The organism is Paracoccus sp. N5 (assembly GCF_000371965.1).
In the GTDB taxonomy this organism is placed as follows: Bacteria; Pseudomonadota; Alphaproteobacteria; order Rhodobacterales; family Rhodobacteraceae; genus Paracoccus.
This window is the reverse complement of sequence record NZ_AQUO01000002.1, coordinates 574,490-592,681: the sequence shown is the minus strand read 5'-3', so window position 1 is coordinate 592,681 and position 18,192 is coordinate 574,490. Positions and strand designations below refer to the sequence as shown.

Sequence of the window (18,192 nt, the reverse complement as noted above, 5' to 3'; positions counted from 1 at the left end):
TCCGGCTGCGCGATTAACGGCTTCTTAACCCTCGGCGTGCAACAGAGGGTCAGGAAACGTCCAGACCCTGGAATCGCGCATGGCCGGCATCGCCCTTCTCAGACCCCTTCGCCCCGTGCCGCCGTCCGTCCCGGCGGCGGCGCCGGACACGGTCGTCGCGCCGCGCGACCTGCGCCCGCTGGGCCAGATCCTGATCGAGGATGGCGCCGTCGACCCGCGCAACCTGCTGAAGGCGGTGGTGATGCGCCGGCGCCAGCAGGCCCGGCTGGGCGAAATCCTGCTGGCGAACGGCTGGGTCCAGGAAGAGGCGCTGACCCGGGCGCTGTCGCGGCAATGGCGCAGCAGCGTGCTGGACCTGGCGGCGCTGCCGCCCGATCCGCGGCTGATCGACGCGATGGGCGCGCAATTCTGCCTGGCGCAGGGGCTGGTGCCCTGGCGCCGGGTCGGCGGCGTCACCTTCGTCGCCACCGCCCGCCCCGAGGCGTTCGACGCCCTGCGCGAGCGCATGCCGGCGGCTTTCGGCACCGTGCGCATGCTGCTCTGCTCCGAAACCGCCGCGCGCGAGGCCATCCTGGGCCTGCGCCGCACAGCGCTGATTCGCCAGGCCGAGACCCAGGTGCCCGCCGCCGAAAGCTGCCGCACCCGCAACGAGCGTCGCTTCGCCCGGCTGGCGGTGGCGGTGGTGATGCTGGTGCTGCTGGGGCTGGTCATGGCGCCGATCGCGGTCTTCTCGGCGCTGATGGCCTGGGCGGTGCTGACGCTGGTCGCCTCGATGGGGCTGAAGCTCTTGTCCTTCCAGGCGATCCTGCGCCGCACCCACAAGGAAAAAGTCGCGGCACGGGCCATGGCCGCGGGCCTGGCGGCCCGGCCGCAGATGACCGGCCCGCTGCCGGTGATCTCGGTCATGGTGCCGCTGTTCGCCGAGGCGAATATCGCCGACAAGCTGATCGGCCGGCTCTCGCGGCTGGACTATCCGCGCGAGCTGATGGACATCCTGCTGGTGGTCGAGGAAACCGACCGCGTGACCTGCGAGGCGCTGGCCACCGCGCGGCTGCCGCGCTGGCTGCGCGTGGTCAAGGTGCCGGACGGCCCGATCCGCACCAAGCCCCGGGCGCTGAACTATGCGCTGAACTTCTGCCGCGGCTCGATCATCGGGGTCTGGGACGCCGAGGACCGCCCCGAGCCCGACCAGCTGCACAAGGTCGCGCGCGGCTTCCATTTCGCCGCCCCCGATGTGGTCTGCCTGCAAGGCGTGCTGGATTATTACAACCCGCGCACCAACTGGCTCGCGCGCGCCTTCACCATCGAATACGCCTCATGGTTCCGCGGCACCTTGGCCGGGGCGGCGGCGCTGGACCTGGTGGTGCCCTTGGGCGGCACGACGCTGTTCTTCCGCCGCGACAAGCTGGAAGAGGTCGGCGCTTGGGACGCTTGGAACGTGACCGAGGACGCCGACCTGGGCGTGCGCCTGGCCCGGCGCGGCTATCGCACCGAGATGCTGGACACCGTCACGCATGAAGAGGCCAATTGCCGCCTGCTCCCCTGGGTCAAGCAGCGCTCGCGCTGGCTGAAGGGCTTCGCCATGACCTGGGGCGTGCATATGCGCGATCCGTTGGGGCTGTGGCGCGACCTCGGCACGCGGCGCTTCCTGGGGCTGCAGGTGCAGCTTTTCGCCTCGCTGTCGCAATATCTGCTGGCGCCGATGCTCTGGAGCTTCTGGCTCCTGAGCCTGGGGCTGCCGCATCCGATGCGCGGCGTGCTGTCGGGCATGCTGGGCGGCAATGCCATCGCCATCCTCTTCACGCTCTTCGTCTGCTCCGAACTGCTGAACATCGCCATCGGGCTCTGGGCGGTGCGCGGCCGCCAGCACCGCCACCTGATGCCCTGGGTCCCGACGCTGCATCTGTATTTCCCGCTGGGCTGCCTTGCCGCCTGGAAGGCGATCTATGAGGTGGTGGCGAAGCCGTTCTACTGGGACAAGACCCAGCACGGCATTTTCGAGGCCGGGCCCGAGGACAGCCCTGCTGCCAAGCCAGCCACCACGCTGGGCATGGTGCCGCTGCGCCAGGCCGCCCTGTCCGGGACGCATTCGCCCCGGCCCGTGAAGGCCCATGCCGCGCCCGCGCAAGAAGCCACCGGTCTTTCCGTGCTGGGTGAGATCGGAGGATCCTGAAAAGGATCTCTCGGCGGTCAGCGCAGAGGCGACAGCATGGAGGAGATGCTCCAACTTCGGCCAGGATCGTGGTCAGGCATGATCCAGTGCGGGTGATTCGGGCGTTGGCGCAAGCCGGAAGTCGGCCTGCGGCCGTCCCTGCGCTTCAACCTTAGGAAACCAGCCTTCGGCGAGGCCGATTTCGGTTCCCCCGACCGCTGGCTTCTCGCACCTCGCGCCGCGTTCCTCTGGATGTTTCTGCTGCCACCGCCCACCGCGAGCAGGCATCAGACGGCGGCAGCCGCGTCCTGGTTCAGCGCCTTGTCGATGATGCTGCCGGCGGTCTCGACGGTCTCAGCCAGCCGGGCGGCCAGTTGCTCCAGCGTCTCGCAGCCGGTTTCCCGCAGCAGGAAGGCCTGCCCGCCCTTGCCGATACTGTCCATGTCCAGGGCCTTTTCGGTCAGCAGCCGGCCGGCGCATTGCAGATTCCACAGGAAACGCCGGGCCGCGCTCAGCTGTCCGGCCAGATCGGCCGCGATCAGACCCGCGCGCGGGCCGGCCCGCAACTGCGCCAGCGCCGCGCGGGCCGGGGCGGCAGCGCGCAATGCGAAGCTCTGCGCCAGCAGTTCGATGTCCTGAAGCCCGCCGCGGCCGATCTTGGCCTCCCAGGCGCCGTCGGGGGCCTTGGCGGCAAAGATCCGCGCCCGCATCTCGGCCAGGTCGGGCAGGACGCGGGCGTCCGTGCCGCGCGCCGCCAGAACCTCGACCCGCAGCGCCTCGACCTCGGCGGCCAGCGTCTCGGAATCGGCGCCGCAGGTGCCGATCACCCGGGCGCGGGTCAGGGCCAGGTGCTCCCAGGTCCAGGCCTCGGTCAACTGATAGTCGCGGAAACTCTGCACCGAGGTCGCGACCGGACCCTGGCGACCCGAGGGGCGCAGCCGCATGTCCACCTCGTAGAGCCGCCCGGCCGAGGTCGGCGCCGAGATCGCGGTGATCATCGCCTGGGTCAGCCGCGCGTAATAGGCCCGCGTCGCCAAGGGCTTGGACCCGTCGGAACTGTCCTGCCCGGCCGCGTCATAGATCACGATCAGGTCCAGGTCCGAACTGGCGTTCAGCTGCCGCGCGCCCAGCGAGCCCATGCCCAGCACCACCGCGCCGCGCCCCGGCGGCGGGCCGTGCCGGCGGGCGAATTCGGCGGCGACCACCGGGAACAGCGCCGCGACCGCGGCATCGGCGATATCGGCATATTGGCCGCCGGCCTCCTCGGCACCGATCAGCGCGCGCAGGTGATGCACGCCGGTGCGGAACTGCCATTCATGCGCCCAACGCCGCGCCGCGTCCAGCGCCCGCTCATAGCCGCCGTCCGGCGCCGCAAGCACGCCCAGCAGCATGGCATCGAGCTGGCGGCGCAGCTCGATCGCCCCCGGCCATTCCGAGAAGAAGCTGCCGCCCAGCACCGCATCCAGCACCTCGGGGTGGCGGGCCAGATAGGCGGCCAGCGCCGGCGCGGTGCCGCAGATGTCGACGATCAGGTCGATCAGCTGCGGATTGGCCTCGAAAAGCGAAAACAGCTGCACGCCGGCGGGCAGCCCGGCCAGGAAGGCGTCGAAGCGCGCCAGGGCCTCGTCCGAATGGGTGGCGGCGACCAGCCGGTTCAGCAGCTCGGGCTCGATGCGGGCAAAGACCTCGCGGCCGCGCGCCGAACGCAGGGCCGGATAGCTGCGCCAGCGCTCGACCATGGCCTCGGCCTCGGGGGAAAGGTCGGGACGCGCGCGGCTTTCTCCGGGGGCGAAGAATTCGCCGGTCAGCGCCTCGACGCGATGCAGCCGGCCGACCAGGCGCCGGGACCAGGCGGCGGTATCGGCCTCGCCCATCAGGCGGGCGATGGTGTCGAGCCCCTCGGCCGAGTTCGGCAGCGAATGGGTCTGGGCGTCGTTGACCATCTGGATGCGGTGCTCGATCTCGCGGTGCTCGCGGTAATGCCCGGTCAGTTCGGCGGCGACATCGGCGGGAACCCAGCCCTTTTCGGCCAGCCGTGCCAAGCCTTCGACGGTGCCGCGCACGCGCAGGTCCGGGTCGCGGCCGCCGGCGATCAGCTGCCGGGTCTGGGTGAAGAACTCGATCTCGCGGATGCCGCCCTGGCCCAGCTTCATGTTGTGGCCGGCGGCCTCGATGCGGCCGGACAGGCCCTTGTGCTCGCGGATGCGCAGCCGCATGTCATGCGCGTCCTGGATGGTGGCGAAATCCAGGTGCCGGCGCCAGACGAAGGGCTCGAGCTCGCGCAGGAAACGAGCGCCGGCGGCCAGATCGCCCGCGCAGGGCCGCGCCTTGATATAGGCGCTGCGTTCCCAGGTCCGGCCCTCGGCCTCGTAATAGGCGAGCGCCGCCGAGATCGAGATGCAGACCGGCGTCACCGAGGCGTCGGGCCGCAGCCGCAGGTCGGTGCGGAAGACATAGCCCTGGTCGGTATTGTCCGAAATCGTCGCCGCCGCCTTGCGGGTGGCGCGGATCAGCGCCGCGCGGGCCTCGTGCTGGTCGTCGCGGGCATAGGCGCTGTCGTCGTAAAGCACGATCAGGTCGATGTCCGAGGAATAGTTCAGCTCGGCCGCCCCCATCTTGCCCATGGCAAGCGCGACGATGCCGCCGGCATCGGCCTGAGTCGGGGGCAGCTTGCCGCGCGCGCGTTCGGCCGCGACATGCACGCGCAAGGCCAGGTCCGCGGCCCGGTCGGCCAGTTCGGTCAGCGCGCCGGTGACCTGTTCCAGCGGCCAGACCCCGCCCAGGTCGGCCAATGCCGTCCACAGCGCGACCCGGCGCTTGGCGCGGCGCAGCGCCGGGCCGAGTTCGTCGGCAGTGAGGCTCTCGAACCCCGCCGTTTCGCGCGCGACGACATCCTCATGCGCCAGTGCCTCGGCGAGCCAGTCGGCCTCGCGGCCGATCAGCCCGGCGAGATAGGGGCTCGATCCGGCGGCGCCGCGGATCAGGTCGCCCAGGCGCGGGTCGAGGATGCCCGTTGCCTGCCAGGCGGACTGGCCGCGGGCGGGATCGACGGGAAGCGGCAGGCGGGTGATGCGGGCGGCGAAATCCATGGCCGCAGCCTAGCCGCAGGCCCCGCCGGGTCAATGCGGGAAAACCGCAGGCGGCGCGGCAAATCTTATGGTTTTCCATGCTTGGCGCGCGGGGGATCTGTTGCTAGGCTCTGGGCTCAGTGCAACCATCGATAGACGATCCGCCGCCCATGCGCGCCGAAACCACAGCGAACCGAAAGCGGGATTCCGGCCGCCCCGACCGCCGGGGGCGCGGCTGATGCGGCACAGCCTGCCCCATGCGCCGCAGTTCTACGTGACGGCACCGCAGCCCTGCCCCTATCTGCATGGCCGGGCCGAGCGCAAGCTGTTCACCGCGCTGGCGGGCGATTCGGCCAATGAGCTGAACAATGCGCTGTCGCGCCAGGGCTTCCGCCGCTCGCAGAACGTGCTTTACCGGCCCAGCTGCGAAAGCTGCGTCGCCTGCATGTCGGCCCGCATCCGGGTGTCCGAGTTCCAGCCCTCGCGCACGCAGCGCCGGGTGGCGCGGCGCAACGCGCATCTGCGCCGGCTGGCGACCAGCGCCTGGGCGACCGAGGAACAATACGAGCTGTTCCGCGCCTATCTGGACCAACGCCACGCCGACGGCGGCATGGCCGACATGGACATCTTCGAATTCGCCGCGATGATCGAGGAAACCCCGGTCCGCACCCGCGTCATCGAATATCGCGCGCATGAGGGCGGGCAGATGCCGCTGGCGCCGGGGTCGGACCGGCTGGTCGCGGTCTGCCTGACCGATGTGCTGGATGACGGGCTGAGCCTCGTCTACAGCTTCTACGACCCGGCGCTGGAGGAGCAGAGCCTGGGCACCCACATCATCCTGGACCATATCGAGCTGGCGCGCAGCGCCGGGCTGCCCTTCGTCTATCTGGGCTACTGGGTGCCGGGCAGCCGCAAGATGGACTACAAGGCCCGGTTTTCGGCGCTGGAGATCTACAAGGGCGGCGTCTGGCAGCCGATCGGCGATCCGGCGCAGCACAGTTCGGACATCCACCCGCTGTCGATCGACCCCATCGTCGAGCAGGTGGCGCGGATTACCCTGCCCCAGGCCGGCGGATGATTACCGAGAGGCGGCAGTTTCGGTAATTATATTTCAATATTTCGCCGGGTGGGGTCATTTTCTTGGACAATCGGCATTGACCCTGCCACGCGGCCCCCATAGTTTTCCGCGACGCGGCAAGACCCTTCCGGGCTGGCCGCGCCGTGTCTTACAGATGGAGAATGGGCATGTCCCGAGAAATGACCGGTGCAAGGATGGTTATCGAGGCTCTGCGCGATCAGGGCGTCGACACCGTATTCGGCTATCCGGGCGGGGCGGTGCTACCCATCTATGACGAGATCTTCCAGCAGAACGACATCAAGCACATCCTGGTTCGCCACGAACAGGGCGCGGTCCACATGGCCGAGGGCTATGCCCGTTCGACCGGCAAGCCGGGGGTGGTTCTGGTCACCTCGGGGCCGGGCGCGACCAATGCGGTCACCGGCCTGACCGATGCGCTGATGGATTCGATTCCCATCGTCGTACTGACCGGCCAGGTCCCGACCTTCCTGATCGGCACCGACGGCTTCCAAGAGGCCGATACCATCGGCATCACCCGGCCCTGCACCAAGCACAACTGGCTGGTGAAGGAGACCGACCAGCTGGCGGCGACCATCCACAAGGCGTTCCACATCGCCACCTCGGGCCGTCCGGGGCCGGTGCTGATCGACATCCCGAAGGACGTGCAATTCGCCACCGGCGACTATGTCGGCCCGAAGCAGATCGAGACGCCGAGCTATCAGCCGGCGAAGAAGGGCGACCTGGCCACCATCACCCGGCTGGTCGAGCTGATGGAGACGGCCGAGCGGCCGATCCTTTACACCGGCGGCGGCGTCATCAACTCGGGCACCGGCGCGAGCCAGCTCTTGCGCGAGCTGGCCGAGGCGACCGGATTCCCGGTGACCTCGACGCTGATGGGCCTGGGCGCCTATCCGGCCTCGGGCGGGAAATGGATCGGCATGCTGGGCATGCACGGACTTTACGAGGCCAACATGGCCATGCACGACTGCGACCTGATGATCGCGGTCGGGGCGCGCTTCGACGACCGCATCACCGGCCGGGTGGCGGATTTCAGCCCCGGTTCGGTCAAGGCGCAGATCGACATCGACCCGAGCTCGATCAACAAGGTGATCCGCGTCGACCTGCCCATCGTCGGCGACGTCGGCCATGTGCTCGAGGACATGCTGAAGATCTGGAAGGCGCGCGGCCGCAAGACCAATGCCGAGGGCCTGCGGAAATGGTGGGTGCAGATCGAGCAGTGGAAGGCCAAGAACTGCCTTGGCTATCGCGGCTCGGACAAGGTGATCAAGCCGCAATACGCCCTGCAACGGCTGCAGGCGCTGACCGCGGCCAGGAAGCCCTATATCACCACCGAGGTCGGCCAGCACCAGATGTGGGCGGCGCAGTTCCTGCATTTCGACGACCCGAACCACTGGATGACCTCGGGCGGGTTGGGGACGATGGGCTATGGCCTGCCGGCCTCGATCGGGGCGCAGGTCGCGCATCCCGAGGCGCTGGTGATCAACGTCGCCGGCGAGGCGTCTTGGCTGATGAACATGCAGGAGATGGGCACGGCGGTGCAATTCCGCGCCCCGGTCAAGCAATTCATCCTGAACAATGAACGGCTTGGCATGGTGCGGCAGTGGCAGCAATTGCTTCACGGCGAACGCTACAGCCAGAGCTGGTCGGAAAGCCTGCCCGATTTCGTGAAGCTGGCCGAGGCCTTTGGCTGCAAGGGTCGCACCGTCTCGGATCCGGCCGATCTGGACGCCGCCATCCAGGAGATGATCGACTATGACGGGCCCTTCATCCTGGACGTGCTGGTCGAGAAGCACGAGAACTGCTTCCCGATGATCCCCTCGGGCAAACCGCATAACGAGATGCTCCTGGGCGAGGCCGCGACCGAGGGTGCCATCACCGGCGCCGGCGCGGCCCTGGTCTGAGTTTTAGGAAAGCGAGAAGAACATGGCGGCACTGAATATCCAGAAGGGCGCATCCAGCCATTCGGCCTATGACCTGCGCGACCCGAATGCCGAGATCATCGAATCGCACACGCTGGCGGTCCTGGTGGAAAACGAGCCGGGCGTGCTGGCCCGGGTCATCGGCCTGTTCTCGGGCCGAGGCTACAACATCGACAGCCTGACCGTGGCCGAGGTCGACCACTTGGGCCACCGTTCGCGCATCACCATCGTGACGCGCGGCACCCCGGCGGTGATCGAGCAGATCAAGGCGCAGCTTGGCCGCATCGTGCCGGTGCATGATGTCCACGACCTGACCGTCGAGGGCCGCAGCGTCGAGCGGGAACTGGGTCTGTTCAAGGTGGCGGGCAAGGGCGAGAAGCGCGTCGAAGCGCTGCGAATCGCCGAGATCTTTCGCGCCAGTGTGGTCGATTCGACGCTGGAAAGCTTTGTCTTCGAGATTACCGGCACGTCCGAGAAGCTGGATGCCTTCGCCGATCTGATGCGGCCGCTGGGCCTGTCGGACCAGGCCCGCACCGGGGTCGCCGCGCTGGCGCGCGGCGCCTGATTCGCCCTAGCGGGCGGCCGCGATTTTCAGCGGCCGCTCGTGCAATCCCGAATCGGGGTTCGAGATCACCCGCAGCACCGGGCGCGGCATTTCGGGCTTTTCGCCGATCCCCCGCAGCAGGCTTGGCAATTCCGAACGCTTGTTGCCCGAGACGAGGCTCACGCTGCGCGCGTGGCGCAGATCCTTGATCGTCTCGATCTCAAGTTCGACCAGATCGCCCGCTTCGGGCCAATCGCCTGGAAAAACAAGGCTTTCTTTTCCCTGAAGATAAGCCAAGGCGCCATGATCCTCGCACCAGATCACCGCTTTTTCCTTGGCGGGACTGCTCCACAGAATAACCCCGATCATAAAAGCTCCTAAAAACCCGAACCGCTCGTGACCATGAACGGCGCACAACCCAGAACGGAAACTATCGGCAGTTTCTCGCCTATGAAAGCGAATTTTTGCTCGGAACACCACGTTCCTAGGCAAAATTGCGGATGAGCCTCCGGGAGCAGCGACACAACCGCAGGAATGTTGCAGGTTTCGTTAACCTGTCGTTTTCGGCAATCACGGTCCGGTGATGCGGGAATGTCACAAGCGGCGGAATTATCGCACCCGCCCGGCGCGATAGTCGCCCACGGCCCGCGCCACCTGCGCCATGCGCGAGACATTCGAGGGGTGCGTGCCCATGATCTTGTCGCCCGGGTCGGGAATGCGGGCAAAGAACTGCGCCCCGTGCTGCGGATCGAAGCCGGCATTCAGCGTGATGATGGCGCCCAGATAGTCGGCCTCGAGTTCCCAGTCCTTGGAATAGTAGCGGGCGCCGAACTGGGCGCCGAAATCCTGCGCCGACTTCACCGCATCGGCATTGCCGCCATAGGCGCTGGCCAGCCCGCCCAGGATCACCGCGCCCATGGTGGCGGCGCTGCTCTTGCGGTTGATGTGGCCCAGGATGTGGTGGCTGGCCTCGTGCCCGACGACGAAGGCCAGTTCGTCGGCATTGCGCGCCTCGCCGATCAGGGCCAGGGTAAAGCCGATCACCGGGCGTCCGGTCGCGTCCACGGTCTGGAATGCGTTCGGCTCCAACCCGGGGCGGTCGTCGACGACGAACTGGAAATCGCAGCTGATCGGCTGCTTGCGGCGCGCCACGCATTCGCGTTCGACCGCCGGCTCCATCCGGTTGATGACCGCGATGAAGGCCCGGGCTGAGGCGCGGGCCCCCGCCGGCGTGTCCGGCGCCGGCGCGGCCAGTTCGGGCAGCGGCCGTGTCGCGCCCGCCCCCGGCTGCGGCACGGGTGCCGCGACGCAGCCCGCCAAGGCCAGCAGAATCGCCGCCGCCGCTTGCCAGGTTCTGCCCATCTGCCGCCTCATGCCGTGCTTGTCCTTTTTCGCCACTCTAGCCGCCCGCCCGCGACGGCGCCAAGCCCCGCTCTTGCCCCTGCAGCGTTATCACGCAATTGTTGAGGAAAGCTGAACCGGAAAGGCCCGCATGTTCACCATCGAGCACGATTTCGACGCCACCGTCATCACCCTGATCGACGAATTGCCCGAGGGCGAGGCCGGCGCACGGCCGCTGAACGAGGATGTGGTGATCCAGAGCTTCGACGACCGCGTGGTGGTCGAGCAATTCGACCCCGACACCGGCGAGCTGGCCCAGATCGTCCTGACCATCGAGCAGCTCGAGGAATTGCGCGCCGCGCTGAACCTGCCCGAGGGCAACTATCGGCTGGAGCGGCGCTAGTCCAGCCGGAAGACCTTGTCGCGCGACGTGGCGCCGCGCAGCAGCGCCAGCCGCGTCTTGGCGACGCCCATCGCCTTGGCCAGCAGCTTGACCACGGCGGCATTGGCCTTGCCGTCCTCGGGCACGACGGTCACCAGGACGCGGATCGTCTCGCCGTCCAGCACCACCGCATTGCGCGAGGCGCGCGGCGTCACCCGCACGGCGATTTCGGCCCCGGGCCGGGCAAGATGGCGAAGGTCGGTCATGCGCCTTATCAAGCGCCGCGCGGCGAAAAAGGCAATCCCGACTGGCGCCGGCCGGCCTGCGTGGCTATCTGAAGGGCAAAAGCGCGCACCGGAGATCCGCCATGCAGCACACCGACCCCGCCACCCTGGCCTTTCTGCGCCAGCGCCGCTCGCACCCGCCGAAGCTGCTGACCGGCCCCGCACCGGACCGGCACGAGCTGATGAACCTGCTGGAGCTTGCCGCGCGCGTCCCCGACCACGGCAAGCTGGAGCCCTGGCGCTTCGTGGTGCTGGAGCGCGCCACGCTGGACCGGCTGGCCCCGCTGCTGGCCGAGGAGGTCACGGCCCGGGGCGGCGACGCGGCGGCGGCCGAGAAGGCGCGCTCGGCCTTTGCGTCGCCGGTGATCGTCGCGGTGGTCTCGGCGCCGGTCGACAGCCCCAAGGTGCCGGAATGGGAGCAGTTCCTCTCGGCCGGGGCGGTCTGCCTGGAACTGCTGAACGCGGCGCTGGCCGCGGGCTATGGCGCGGCCTGGCTGACCGGACCGGCGGCCGAGCCCGACTTCGCCCGCGCGCATCTGGGCCTTGGCGCGCATGAGCGCATCGTCGGCCTGATCCATATCGGCCAGCGCGGCGCCACGCCCCCCGACCGGCCGCGCCCCGACGTGGCGGCCAAGACGACGTTCCTGTGATGGTGCTCAAGGCGCTGTTCCTGGCTTGGGGCGATCTCGCGCGCCCGCGCATCTTCGGCGTGGTGGCGCTTGGCGTCGGGCTGACGCTGCTCTTGTTCGTGGGTTTGCAGGCGCTGATCTTCTGGGCCGCCGGCCATTTCGCGCCCGAGAGCCTGACCCTGCCCTGGATCGGCACCGTGCCGCTGGCCCCTGCCCTGTCCTGGAGCTCGCTGCTGCTGTTCCCGCTGATGAGCATCTTCCTGATGGCGCCGGTCGCGGCCGGCTTCTCGGGGCTTTTCGCCGAGCGGGTCTCGGAGGCGGTCGAAGAGACCCATTATCCCGCCAGCAAGGGCCTGCCGGTGGATTTCTGGGACGGGCTCTGGGAATCGCTGGCGGTGATGGGCGCGGTGATCCTGGTCACGCTGGTCACGCTGCTGCTGACGCCGCTGCTGGGGCCGCTCGCCTCGCTGCTGTTCTATGGCGGCAACGGCTGGCTTCTGGGCCGCGAGTTCTTCCAGATGGCCGCGCGGCGCCACCTGCACGAACCGCAGGCGACCGAACTGCGCCGCAGCCTGTCGGTGCAGGCCACGGCGCTGGGGGTGCTGATCGCGCTTCTGCTGACGGTGCCGGTGCTGAACGTGGTGGTGCCGGTGCTGGCGGCGGCGGGCTTCACCCACCTTTACCACATCAGCGCGTCCAGGCCTCGAGATCGGCGCGGGTGACGATGCCGGCGATGATGACATAGGCGATCGCGGCCCAGATCAGCGCCGCGATCAGCGTCGCCCAGATCAGCTTTTTCTTCAGCTTGGGCTCATGCGGCGCGCCGGCCGGCGTGCCCGGCGTCACCTGCCCCACGTCGGCCTGGCTTTTCTGGCCGATCGGCAGCAGCACGAACAGCACCAGAAACCACAGCACCGAATAAAGGACGATGCCGCCGGTCAGGCTCATCAGACCTGCTCCAGTTCGATCAGGCAGCCGTTGAAATCCTTGGGATGCAGGAACAGCACCGGCTTGCCATGGGCGCCGATCTTGGGCTCGCCATTGCCCAGCACGCGGGCGCCTTCGGCTTTCAGCTTGTCGCGGGCGGCCAGGATGTCCTCGACCTCGAAGCACATATGATGGATGCCGCCCGAGGGGTTCTTGTCCAGGAAGCCCTTGATCGGACTGTCCTCGCCCAGGGGATACAGCAGCTCGATCTTGGTGTTCGGCAGTTCGATGAAGACCACGGTCACGCCGTGGTCGGGCTCGTCCTGCGGCGCGCCGACCTTGGCACCCAGGCTGTTTTCATATTGCGCGGCCGCGGCCTGCAGGTCCGGCACGGCAATGGCGACATGGTTCAGGCGTCCGATCATCTGGTCCTCCGTCATTTCCCGCCCTTCTAGGCCGGACCGGCGACAGGGGAAAGGAAAAGACGCGGGCGTTAACGCCTTCTTAGGAGAATCGCGCAATCCTGAAGCTGGAAGATGATTCTCGGTAAGGATTTTAGCGATGACGGAACAGGACAGAATCGGTGAGGAAGAATTCCCCACCTGGCGGGTCACCCTGCCCAACCGCCCGCTGACCGGCCTGACGGTGCTGGTGGTCGAGGATTCGCGTATCGCCTCCGAGGCGGTGCGCCTGCTGTGCCTGCGCTCCGGCGCACGCATCCGTCGGGCCGACAGCATCCGCGCGGCCCTGCGGCATCTCCAGACCTACCGGCCCGGCGCAGTCATCATCGACATGGGCCTGCCCGACGGCAACGGCGCCGACATGATCCGCGCCATCGCCGGCGCGCTGCCGCGCGTCCCGGTGATCCTGGGCATCTCGGGCGACCCCGACAATCGCGAGGCCGCGATGCAGGCCGGGGCCGACGGCTTCCTGGTCAAGCCGATCGAAAGCCTGGCGGTGTTCCAGCACGCGATCCTGTCGGCCCTGCCGGTCGAGGCGCGGCCGCAGGGGCTGCGACTGCTGCCCGACGACGTGATCGCCGCCGACCCGGTGGCGTTGCGCGCCGATCTCAGCCATGCCGCGGACGCCCTGTCGCAGGCCGACGATACCGAAGCGATCGAGTATATCGCCCGCTTCCTGGCCGGCGTGGCACGCTCGGCCCATGACCGCATGCTCGAGGACGCGGCGACGGCACTGGCGCGCGACCACGCCGAGGGCCGGGCGCTGGCGATGGATCTGGCGCGCATCAGCGGGCTGGTGCAGGATCGGCTGGCGGCGGTCCGCATCTGAAGGGCCGGGCCACCCGTCGTACCGATGCGGCTTTCGCTGCCCAGGTCAGGTTCCCCGGCAGCTGTCAGCCAAGGCGCGGAGGGATGCGTGTCCTCGGCGATCAGGCTGATGCTGGCATGACCGGCCGCGGGGCTATGATTTCGGCATGCGCCAGCAAGGCGCTGCCCAATCCCCTGCCGCGAAAACTTTCGCAGGTGGCCAGGACGTTCAGATACCACGACCCCGGCGCCAAGGCCTCGAGTTGCAGCAGCGGCACGAAGAGCGGCAGCGTATCCGGGTCGATCGGGCCGGGCGCCGCCTCGGCGGCATAGCCGAGCAGGCAGGCGGCGACGGCACCGTCGACCTCGGCCAGCCAGGCGTTGCGATAGGAAAAATTCCCCGTCTCGCGCGCCGCGCGCTCTTGTCCCAAGGCCCAGGGATCGCCCTCGGGGCCGACCGTCTTGCGCCAGAAATGCAGCGGCAGGTCGTCCGCCGCCATGTTGATGAAGCGCCCGCGACGAGCGGCTGTCCCTGATGCAGGTGCTCCGCGCCTATACGGCGGGCGGTGCCTGGGCCGCGCACCGCGACCATGTCACGGGAACGCTGCGGCCTGGCCTGGCAGCCGATCTGGTGATGCTGGGCGGCGACATCGAGGCCTCGGACCCGGCCGCGATCCCCGATCTGGGCGTGGTCCTGACGATCTGCGGCGGCCGTATCATCCACGATGCCGGCCTGTCGGGCTGACAGCGCGGACCGGCAGTGATCGTCGAGGCGATGTGCACCCGCAACTGCCGCCTTCCTCAGTCCAGCGTCTGCCGGAACCTCAGCAGCGCGACCAGCATCAGCGTGATCGCGAAGAGTGCAAGCGCGGCGAGAGGCTGCGCCACGGCCTCGTAGCCCGCGCCCTTCAGCATGACCGCCCGGATGAAGCGCAGGAAATGCGTGAGCGGAAAGATCTCGCCCAACGCCCGCGCCCAGCCGGGCATGCCGCGGAAGGGGAACATGAAGCCCGACAGCATGATCGAGGGCAGGAAAAAGAAGAACGTCAGCTGCATGGCCTGCATCTGCGTGCGCGCCACGGTCGAGATGAGATAGCCCAGGACCAGAAGCGCCATCACGAAGATCAGGATGCCGCCCAGAAGCAGGGCCAGCGAGCCGATGAAAGGCACATGGAACAGCGCCCGCGCGGCGACCAGGACCACCAGCACCTGCACCGCGCTGACCCCGAGATAGGGCAGCATCTTGCCCAGCATGATCTCGAGCGGCGTCGCGGGCATCGACAGCAGGTTCTCCATCGTGCCGCGCTCGATCTCGCGGGTCAGGGCCATGGCCGTCATCATCACCATGGTCAGTTGCAGGATGACGCCCAGCAGGCCCGGCACGATGTTATAGGCGGTGATGCCTTCGGGGTTGTAGCGGCGATGCACCAGGACCTGCAACTGCGTGTCGCGGGCAGCGCCCGCCTGCGCCTCGGTGCCAAGCTCGCGTTGCAGGGCCTCGGCTGCCACCGTGCCAAGCGTCGAGACAGCGCCCGAGGCGACGGCGGGGTCCGTCGCATCGGCTTCGATCAGCATGACGGGATGGTCGCCGCGCAGCACGCGCCGCCCGAAATCCGACGGCAGCGTCACGACGAAGGAGACCGCGCCTCGTGCCAGCAGACGCTCGGCCTCGGCCGCCGAGACGCCGGGCGAGGTGAAGCGGTAATAGTCGGTCAGTTCCAGCGCGGAGACGATGGCGCGGCTGAAGCGGTCCTGCACCGGCGCGACCAGCGCCGCGGGAAGCTGCTTCGGGTCCGAATTGATCGCAAAGCCGAAAAGCAGAAGCTGCATCAGCGGCACGCCCAGCATCATTGCAAAGGTGATCCGGTCGCGCCGCAGCTGGATCACCTCCTTCCTGAGAAGCGCGAAGAGCCGCGTCAGCGAAAAGAACCGGCTCATCGCACAGCGTCCTCGGAAGCCGCCATGAGCTGGATGAACACGTCCTCCAGCATGGTCTCGGCGGGGTGCATGGTGGTGCCGGTCTCGCGCGCCACCGCCTCGGCCGATTGCCGCAGCGCGGCCGCGTCCCGGCCGACGACATGCAGCGTGGTGCCGAAGGAGGCGACCTGCTCGACCCCCGGCCTGCCCTTCAGGCGGCGCGCGGCCTCGGCGGTGTTCGGACCTGCCAGCACCACGGTGGTCAGGCCCGCCCCCGCCACGACATCGGCGACCTTGCCCGCCGCGATCAGCCGGCCGTTGGCGATGTAGTTGATGCGGTGGCAGCGCTCGGCCTCGTCCATGTAATGGGTCGAGACCAGCACCGTCAGCCCCTCGGCAGAACGGGCGTGGATTTCGTCCCAGAACATCCGCCGGGCCAGGGGATCGACGCCCGCCGTGGGCTCGTCCAGCATCAGAAGCCGCGGCCGGTGCATGATGCAGGCGGCCAGCGCCAGCCGCTGCTTCCAGCCGCCCGACAGCGATCCGGCCAGTTGATCGCGGCGGCCGGACAGCCCCAGATCCTCGAGCGTGTCGCGCACGATCCGCCGCGCAGGGGTCAGGCCGTAAAGGCCGGCGACGAAGGAGAGGTTCTCCGCGATGGTCAGATCCTCGTAGAAGGAAAAGCGCTGCGTCATGTAGCCGACCTCGCGCTTGATCCGCCGTCCCTGGCGCCGGATGTCGAAGCCCAGCACCCGGCCCTCGCCCGCGTCGGGGGTCAGAAGGCCGCACATCATGCGGATGGTCGTCGTCTTGCCCGAGCCGTTCGGCCCCAGGAAACCCGCGATCTCGCCGCGTTCGACCCGCAGCGATACGCCGTCGACGACGCGGCGGTTGCCGAAGATCTTCACCAGGCCGGTGACGGCGATGGCGGGCTCTTCGGTCATTCCGCCGCCCCGGGCAACAGGACATCGACGATCTGCCCCGGCTTGAGGCTGGGGCTCGCGCCCGTCGGGCGGGCCTCGACGAGGTAGACGAGCTTCTGCCGGTTCTCGAGCGAATAGATCACCGGCGGCGTGAACTCCGGGGCATCGGCGACATAGGTGACCGTCGCCGCCAGCCCCTCCGGGCAGCCGTCGCAGCGGACGGCGACGGACGAGCCGACCGCGATCGCCGCCGCATGCGCCGCGGGCATGTAGAGCCGCAGCTTCACCGCGCCATCCGGCAGGAAGGACAGCACCGGCTGCGCCGGTCCCGCGATCTCGCCCGCCGTGCGGATGATGTCGTAGACGGTCCCCGTGGCGGGAGCCGCCAGGCTGCGCTTCGACAAGGCCCAGACGGCCCGGTCGCGTTCCGCCCGGGCGGCGGCGCGGCCGGCTTCGGCGGCGGCTATGGCATGCGGGCGGGCCGGCAGCCTTGCCACCGCCAGATCGGCCTCGATCTCGGCCACCCGCGCCGCGGCGATCTCGGCGGCGGTCGCGGCATCCTCGCGCTGCGTCTGGGTGGCGCTGCCTTTGTCCGCCAGGCTGGCGAGCCGGACGGCCGTGCGCCTGGCTTCCGCGGCTTGCGCGCGCGCCGAGACCAGCGCGGCCTCGATCACCGCGATCTCCTCGGGGCGCTTGCCAAGGCGCAGGTCGGCAAGCTCCGCCTCGGCGCGGGCCAGATTCGCCTCGGCCTCGGCAAGGGCGATCTCCGCGGCCGCCCGGTCGAGTTCCACCAGCGGGGCGCCCGTCTCGAGATGATCCCCCCGGGCGACGAGCAGCGTGGCGATCTCGACCGTCTCGACCGGGGCGACCAGGACATATTCCCCCTCGACATAGCCGGTGGCAAAGGGCAGCGGCGGCGCGCAGGAGGCGAACAGCGCCGACAGCAGCGGGACCGAGCAGATCGTCAGGCTCATCGCGGGCCCCCCTGTGTCAGAAGCCGCAGGTTTTCGGCGATCACATCGCCGATCCGGCCTGCCTCGGCCGGGCCGATGGTCGGCCAATCCATCCTGCGCATGACGATCTCGCGGCCGAGCCGGAAATACAGCACCTGGCCGATCATGGCAAAGATCGAGAGCTTCACCTGCTCGCTGTCGGGATCCGTGCCGCTGGCGATCGCCCAAAGCTCGGAAAGCTCCGTGTGCTTCGGGCCGATGAAGCATTCATAGATCAGCTCGGTGGTCGGACCGCCGCGGCTGAGTTCCGTCAGCGCGAAATTCACCATCGGCCCGGCCTCGGGGGCGCTGCCGATGAAGGTCGCGACCCCGCGCAGCATGATCTGCAGGCGCCGGAGCGCCGCCGCCGGGGTCAGCCCCTCGGCGGATCGCGGCGCCCCCGCGATCGCCATCAGCCGCCGCGCCACTTCGCCGACGACGGCGCGGCGCAGGCCGTCCTTGCCGCCGAAGTGATAGGCGATCAGCGCCAGGTTCACCCCGGCCTTGGCGGCCAGTTCGCGCGTGGAGGTCGCATCGAACCCCTTCTGACCGAAGAGCAGCAAGCCTGCCTCGATCAGCGCCTTCTGCGCCCCTTCGGGCGGCTTGTCCGGAATCTCGATCATGGGTAATTGTAATCAATCGATTGATTAAATTCAAGCGCGACGCTCGTGCCGGGCGCAGTTCTGCACCGCCCTGCCCAACCCCCGGGCGCGGGACCCGCCGTGCCGCAAGATACTGGCCGCCGGA

General features: G+C 68.7%; 20 protein-coding genes. 9 read left to right on the top strand and 11 right to left on the bottom strand.

Going from position 1 to position 18,192, the window contains the following annotated elements:
• Window positions 1–79: 79 nt before the first annotated feature.
• On the top strand, window positions 80–2,173 hold the full coding sequence (locus PARN5_RS0117220; protein WP_018001014.1) for a glycosyltransferase: 2,094 nt from the start codon (window positions 80–82) through the stop codon (window positions 2,171–2,173).
• Window positions 2,174–2,439: 266 nt separating this feature from the next.
• Here PARN5_RS0117220 and PARN5_RS0117215 read toward each other — a convergent pair whose 3' ends face one another.
• Complete coding sequence (locus PARN5_RS0117215; RefSeq protein ID WP_018001013.1) at window positions 2,440–5,241, bottom strand: glutamine-synthetase adenylyltransferase; 2,802 nt, start codon at window positions 5,239–5,241, stop codon at window positions 2,440–2,442.
• 217 nt (window positions 5,242–5,458) lie between these two features.
• Here PARN5_RS0117215 and PARN5_RS0117210 point away from each other — a divergent pair, with 217 nt between their 5' ends.
• The 3 genes from PARN5_RS0117210 to ilvN all read left to right on the top strand — a co-directional run bounded on the left by PARN5_RS0117210 (window position 5,459) and on the right by ilvN (window position 8,803).
• A complete protein-coding gene (locus PARN5_RS0117210) occupies window positions 5,459–6,298 on the top strand; it encodes an arginyltransferase (RefSeq protein WP_018001012.1) in 840 nt (279 codons plus the stop codon).
• 167 nt (window positions 6,299–6,465) lie between these two features.
• Window positions 6,466–8,220: an acetolactate synthase 3 large subunit gene (locus PARN5_RS0117205; RefSeq protein ID WP_026155533.1), complete on the top strand. Its 1,755-nt coding sequence runs from the start codon at window positions 6,466–6,468 to the stop codon at window positions 8,218–8,220.
• A gap of 22 nt (window positions 8,221–8,242) precedes the next feature.
• A complete protein-coding gene (gene ilvN, locus PARN5_RS0117200; RefSeq protein WP_018001010.1) occupies window positions 8,243–8,803 on the top strand; it encodes an acetolactate synthase small subunit in 561 nt (186 codons plus the stop codon).
• A gap of 6 nt (window positions 8,804–8,809) precedes the next feature.
• Here ilvN and PARN5_RS0117195 read toward each other — a convergent pair whose 3' ends face one another.
• Together PARN5_RS0117195 and PARN5_RS0117190 are read right to left on the bottom strand one after the other, a co-directional pair.
• Window positions 8,810–9,151 (bottom strand): hypothetical protein, encoded by a 342-nt coding sequence (locus tag PARN5_RS0117195; RefSeq protein WP_026155532.1) that lies wholly within the window; start codon window positions 9,149–9,151, stop codon window positions 8,810–8,812.
• A gap of 240 nt (window positions 9,152–9,391) precedes the next feature.
• Window positions 9,392–10,144 carry a M48 family metalloprotease gene (locus PARN5_RS0117190; protein ID WP_018001008.1) on the bottom strand — a complete coding sequence of 251 codons (753 nt, stop codon included), beginning with the start codon at window positions 10,142–10,144 and terminating at the stop codon, window positions 9,392–9,394.
• 130 nt (window positions 10,145–10,274) lie between these two features.
• On the opposite strand from PARN5_RS0117190, the gene PARN5_RS0117185 reads away from it, so the two are divergent.
• The gene (locus PARN5_RS0117185) at window positions 10,275–10,526 is read left to right on the top strand and encodes a hypothetical protein (protein WP_018001007.1); all 252 of its coding nucleotides are present in this window, start codon (window positions 10,275–10,277) and stop codon (window positions 10,524–10,526) included.
• Here the strand turns inward: PARN5_RS0117185 and PARN5_RS0117180 are convergent.
• Window positions 10,523–10,771 carry a DUF167 domain-containing protein gene (locus PARN5_RS0117180; RefSeq protein ID WP_018001006.1) on the bottom strand — a complete coding sequence of 83 codons (249 nt, stop codon included), beginning with the start codon at window positions 10,769–10,771 and terminating at the stop codon, window positions 10,523–10,525. The genes PARN5_RS0117185 and PARN5_RS0117180 overlap by 4 nt on opposite strands.
• A gap of 101 nt (window positions 10,772–10,872) precedes the next feature.
• Between PARN5_RS0117180 and PARN5_RS0117175 the strand changes: the two genes are divergently transcribed.
• Both PARN5_RS0117175 and PARN5_RS0117170 read left to right on the top strand, forming a co-directional pair.
• Complete coding sequence (locus PARN5_RS0117175; RefSeq protein WP_018001005.1) at window positions 10,873–11,439, top strand: nitroreductase family protein; 567 nt, start codon at window positions 10,873–10,875, stop codon at window positions 11,437–11,439.
• Window positions 11,439–12,140, top strand: a complete 702-nt coding sequence (locus tag PARN5_RS0117170) for an EI24 domain-containing protein (RefSeq protein ID WP_018001004.1) — start codon at window positions 11,439–11,441, stop codon at window positions 12,138–12,140. Before PARN5_RS0117175 ends, PARN5_RS0117170 begins: the two co-directional genes overlap by 1 nt.
• On the opposite strand, the gene PARN5_RS0117165 is transcribed toward PARN5_RS0117170, so the two are convergent.
• Window positions 12,106–12,366: a DUF1467 family protein gene (locus tag PARN5_RS0117165; protein WP_018001003.1), complete on the bottom strand. Its 261-nt coding sequence runs from the start codon at window positions 12,364–12,366 to the stop codon at window positions 12,106–12,108. The two genes, PARN5_RS0117170 and PARN5_RS0117165, sit on opposite strands and share 35 nt — an antisense overlap.
• Complete coding sequence (gene mce, locus PARN5_RS0117160) at window positions 12,366–12,770, bottom strand: methylmalonyl-CoA epimerase (protein ID WP_026155531.1); 405 nt, start codon at window positions 12,768–12,770, stop codon at window positions 12,366–12,368. The genes PARN5_RS0117165 and mce overlap by 1 nt, the downstream gene beginning before the upstream one ends.
• 136 nt (window positions 12,771–12,906) lie before the next feature.
• On the opposite strand from mce, the gene PARN5_RS0117155 reads away from it, so the two are divergent.
• Window positions 12,907–13,635: a response regulator gene (locus tag PARN5_RS0117155; protein WP_018001001.1), complete on the top strand. Its 729-nt coding sequence runs from the start codon at window positions 12,907–12,909 to the stop codon at window positions 13,633–13,635.
• 100 nt (window positions 13,636–13,735) lie between these two features.
• Here the strand turns inward: PARN5_RS0117155 and PARN5_RS22520 are convergent, their stop codons facing one another.
• Complete coding sequence (locus tag PARN5_RS22520; RefSeq protein ID WP_018001000.1) at window positions 13,736–14,113, bottom strand: GNAT family N-acetyltransferase; 378 nt, start codon at window positions 14,111–14,113, stop codon at window positions 13,736–13,738.
• A 26-nt stretch (window positions 14,114–14,139) separates the two neighbouring features.
• Here PARN5_RS22520 and PARN5_RS0117145 point away from each other — a divergent pair, with 26 nt between their 5' ends.
• Complete coding sequence (locus tag PARN5_RS0117145; RefSeq protein WP_276269732.1) at window positions 14,140–14,358, top strand: amidohydrolase family protein; 219 nt, start codon at window positions 14,140–14,142, stop codon at window positions 14,356–14,358.
• A 56-nt stretch (window positions 14,359–14,414) separates the two neighbouring features.
• Here PARN5_RS0117145 and PARN5_RS0117140 read toward each other — a convergent pair whose 3' ends face one another.
• From PARN5_RS0117140 to PARN5_RS0117125, 4 genes are read right to left on the bottom strand one after another with little or no spacing between them, the layout of a single operon-like run.
• Window positions 14,415–15,551 carry an ABC transporter permease gene (locus PARN5_RS0117140; RefSeq protein ID WP_018000998.1) on the bottom strand — a complete coding sequence of 379 codons (1,137 nt, stop codon included), beginning with the start codon at window positions 15,549–15,551 and terminating at the stop codon, window positions 14,415–14,417.
• A complete protein-coding gene (locus PARN5_RS0117135; RefSeq protein ID WP_018000997.1) occupies window positions 15,548–16,474 on the bottom strand; it encodes an ABC transporter ATP-binding protein in 927 nt (308 codons plus the stop codon). Before PARN5_RS0117135 ends, PARN5_RS0117140 begins: the two co-directional genes overlap by 4 nt.
• Window positions 16,471–17,427 (bottom strand): HlyD family efflux transporter periplasmic adaptor subunit, encoded by a 957-nt coding sequence (locus tag PARN5_RS0117130; RefSeq protein WP_018000996.1) that lies wholly within the window; start codon window positions 17,425–17,427, stop codon window positions 16,471–16,473. The genes PARN5_RS0117135 and PARN5_RS0117130 overlap by 4 nt, the downstream gene beginning before the upstream one ends.
• A complete protein-coding gene (locus PARN5_RS0117125) occupies window positions 17,424–18,068 on the bottom strand; it encodes a CerR family C-terminal domain-containing protein (RefSeq protein WP_018000995.1) in 645 nt (214 codons plus the stop codon). Before PARN5_RS0117125 ends, PARN5_RS0117130 begins: the two co-directional genes overlap by 4 nt.
• Window positions 18,069–18,192 lie beyond the last annotated feature (124 nt).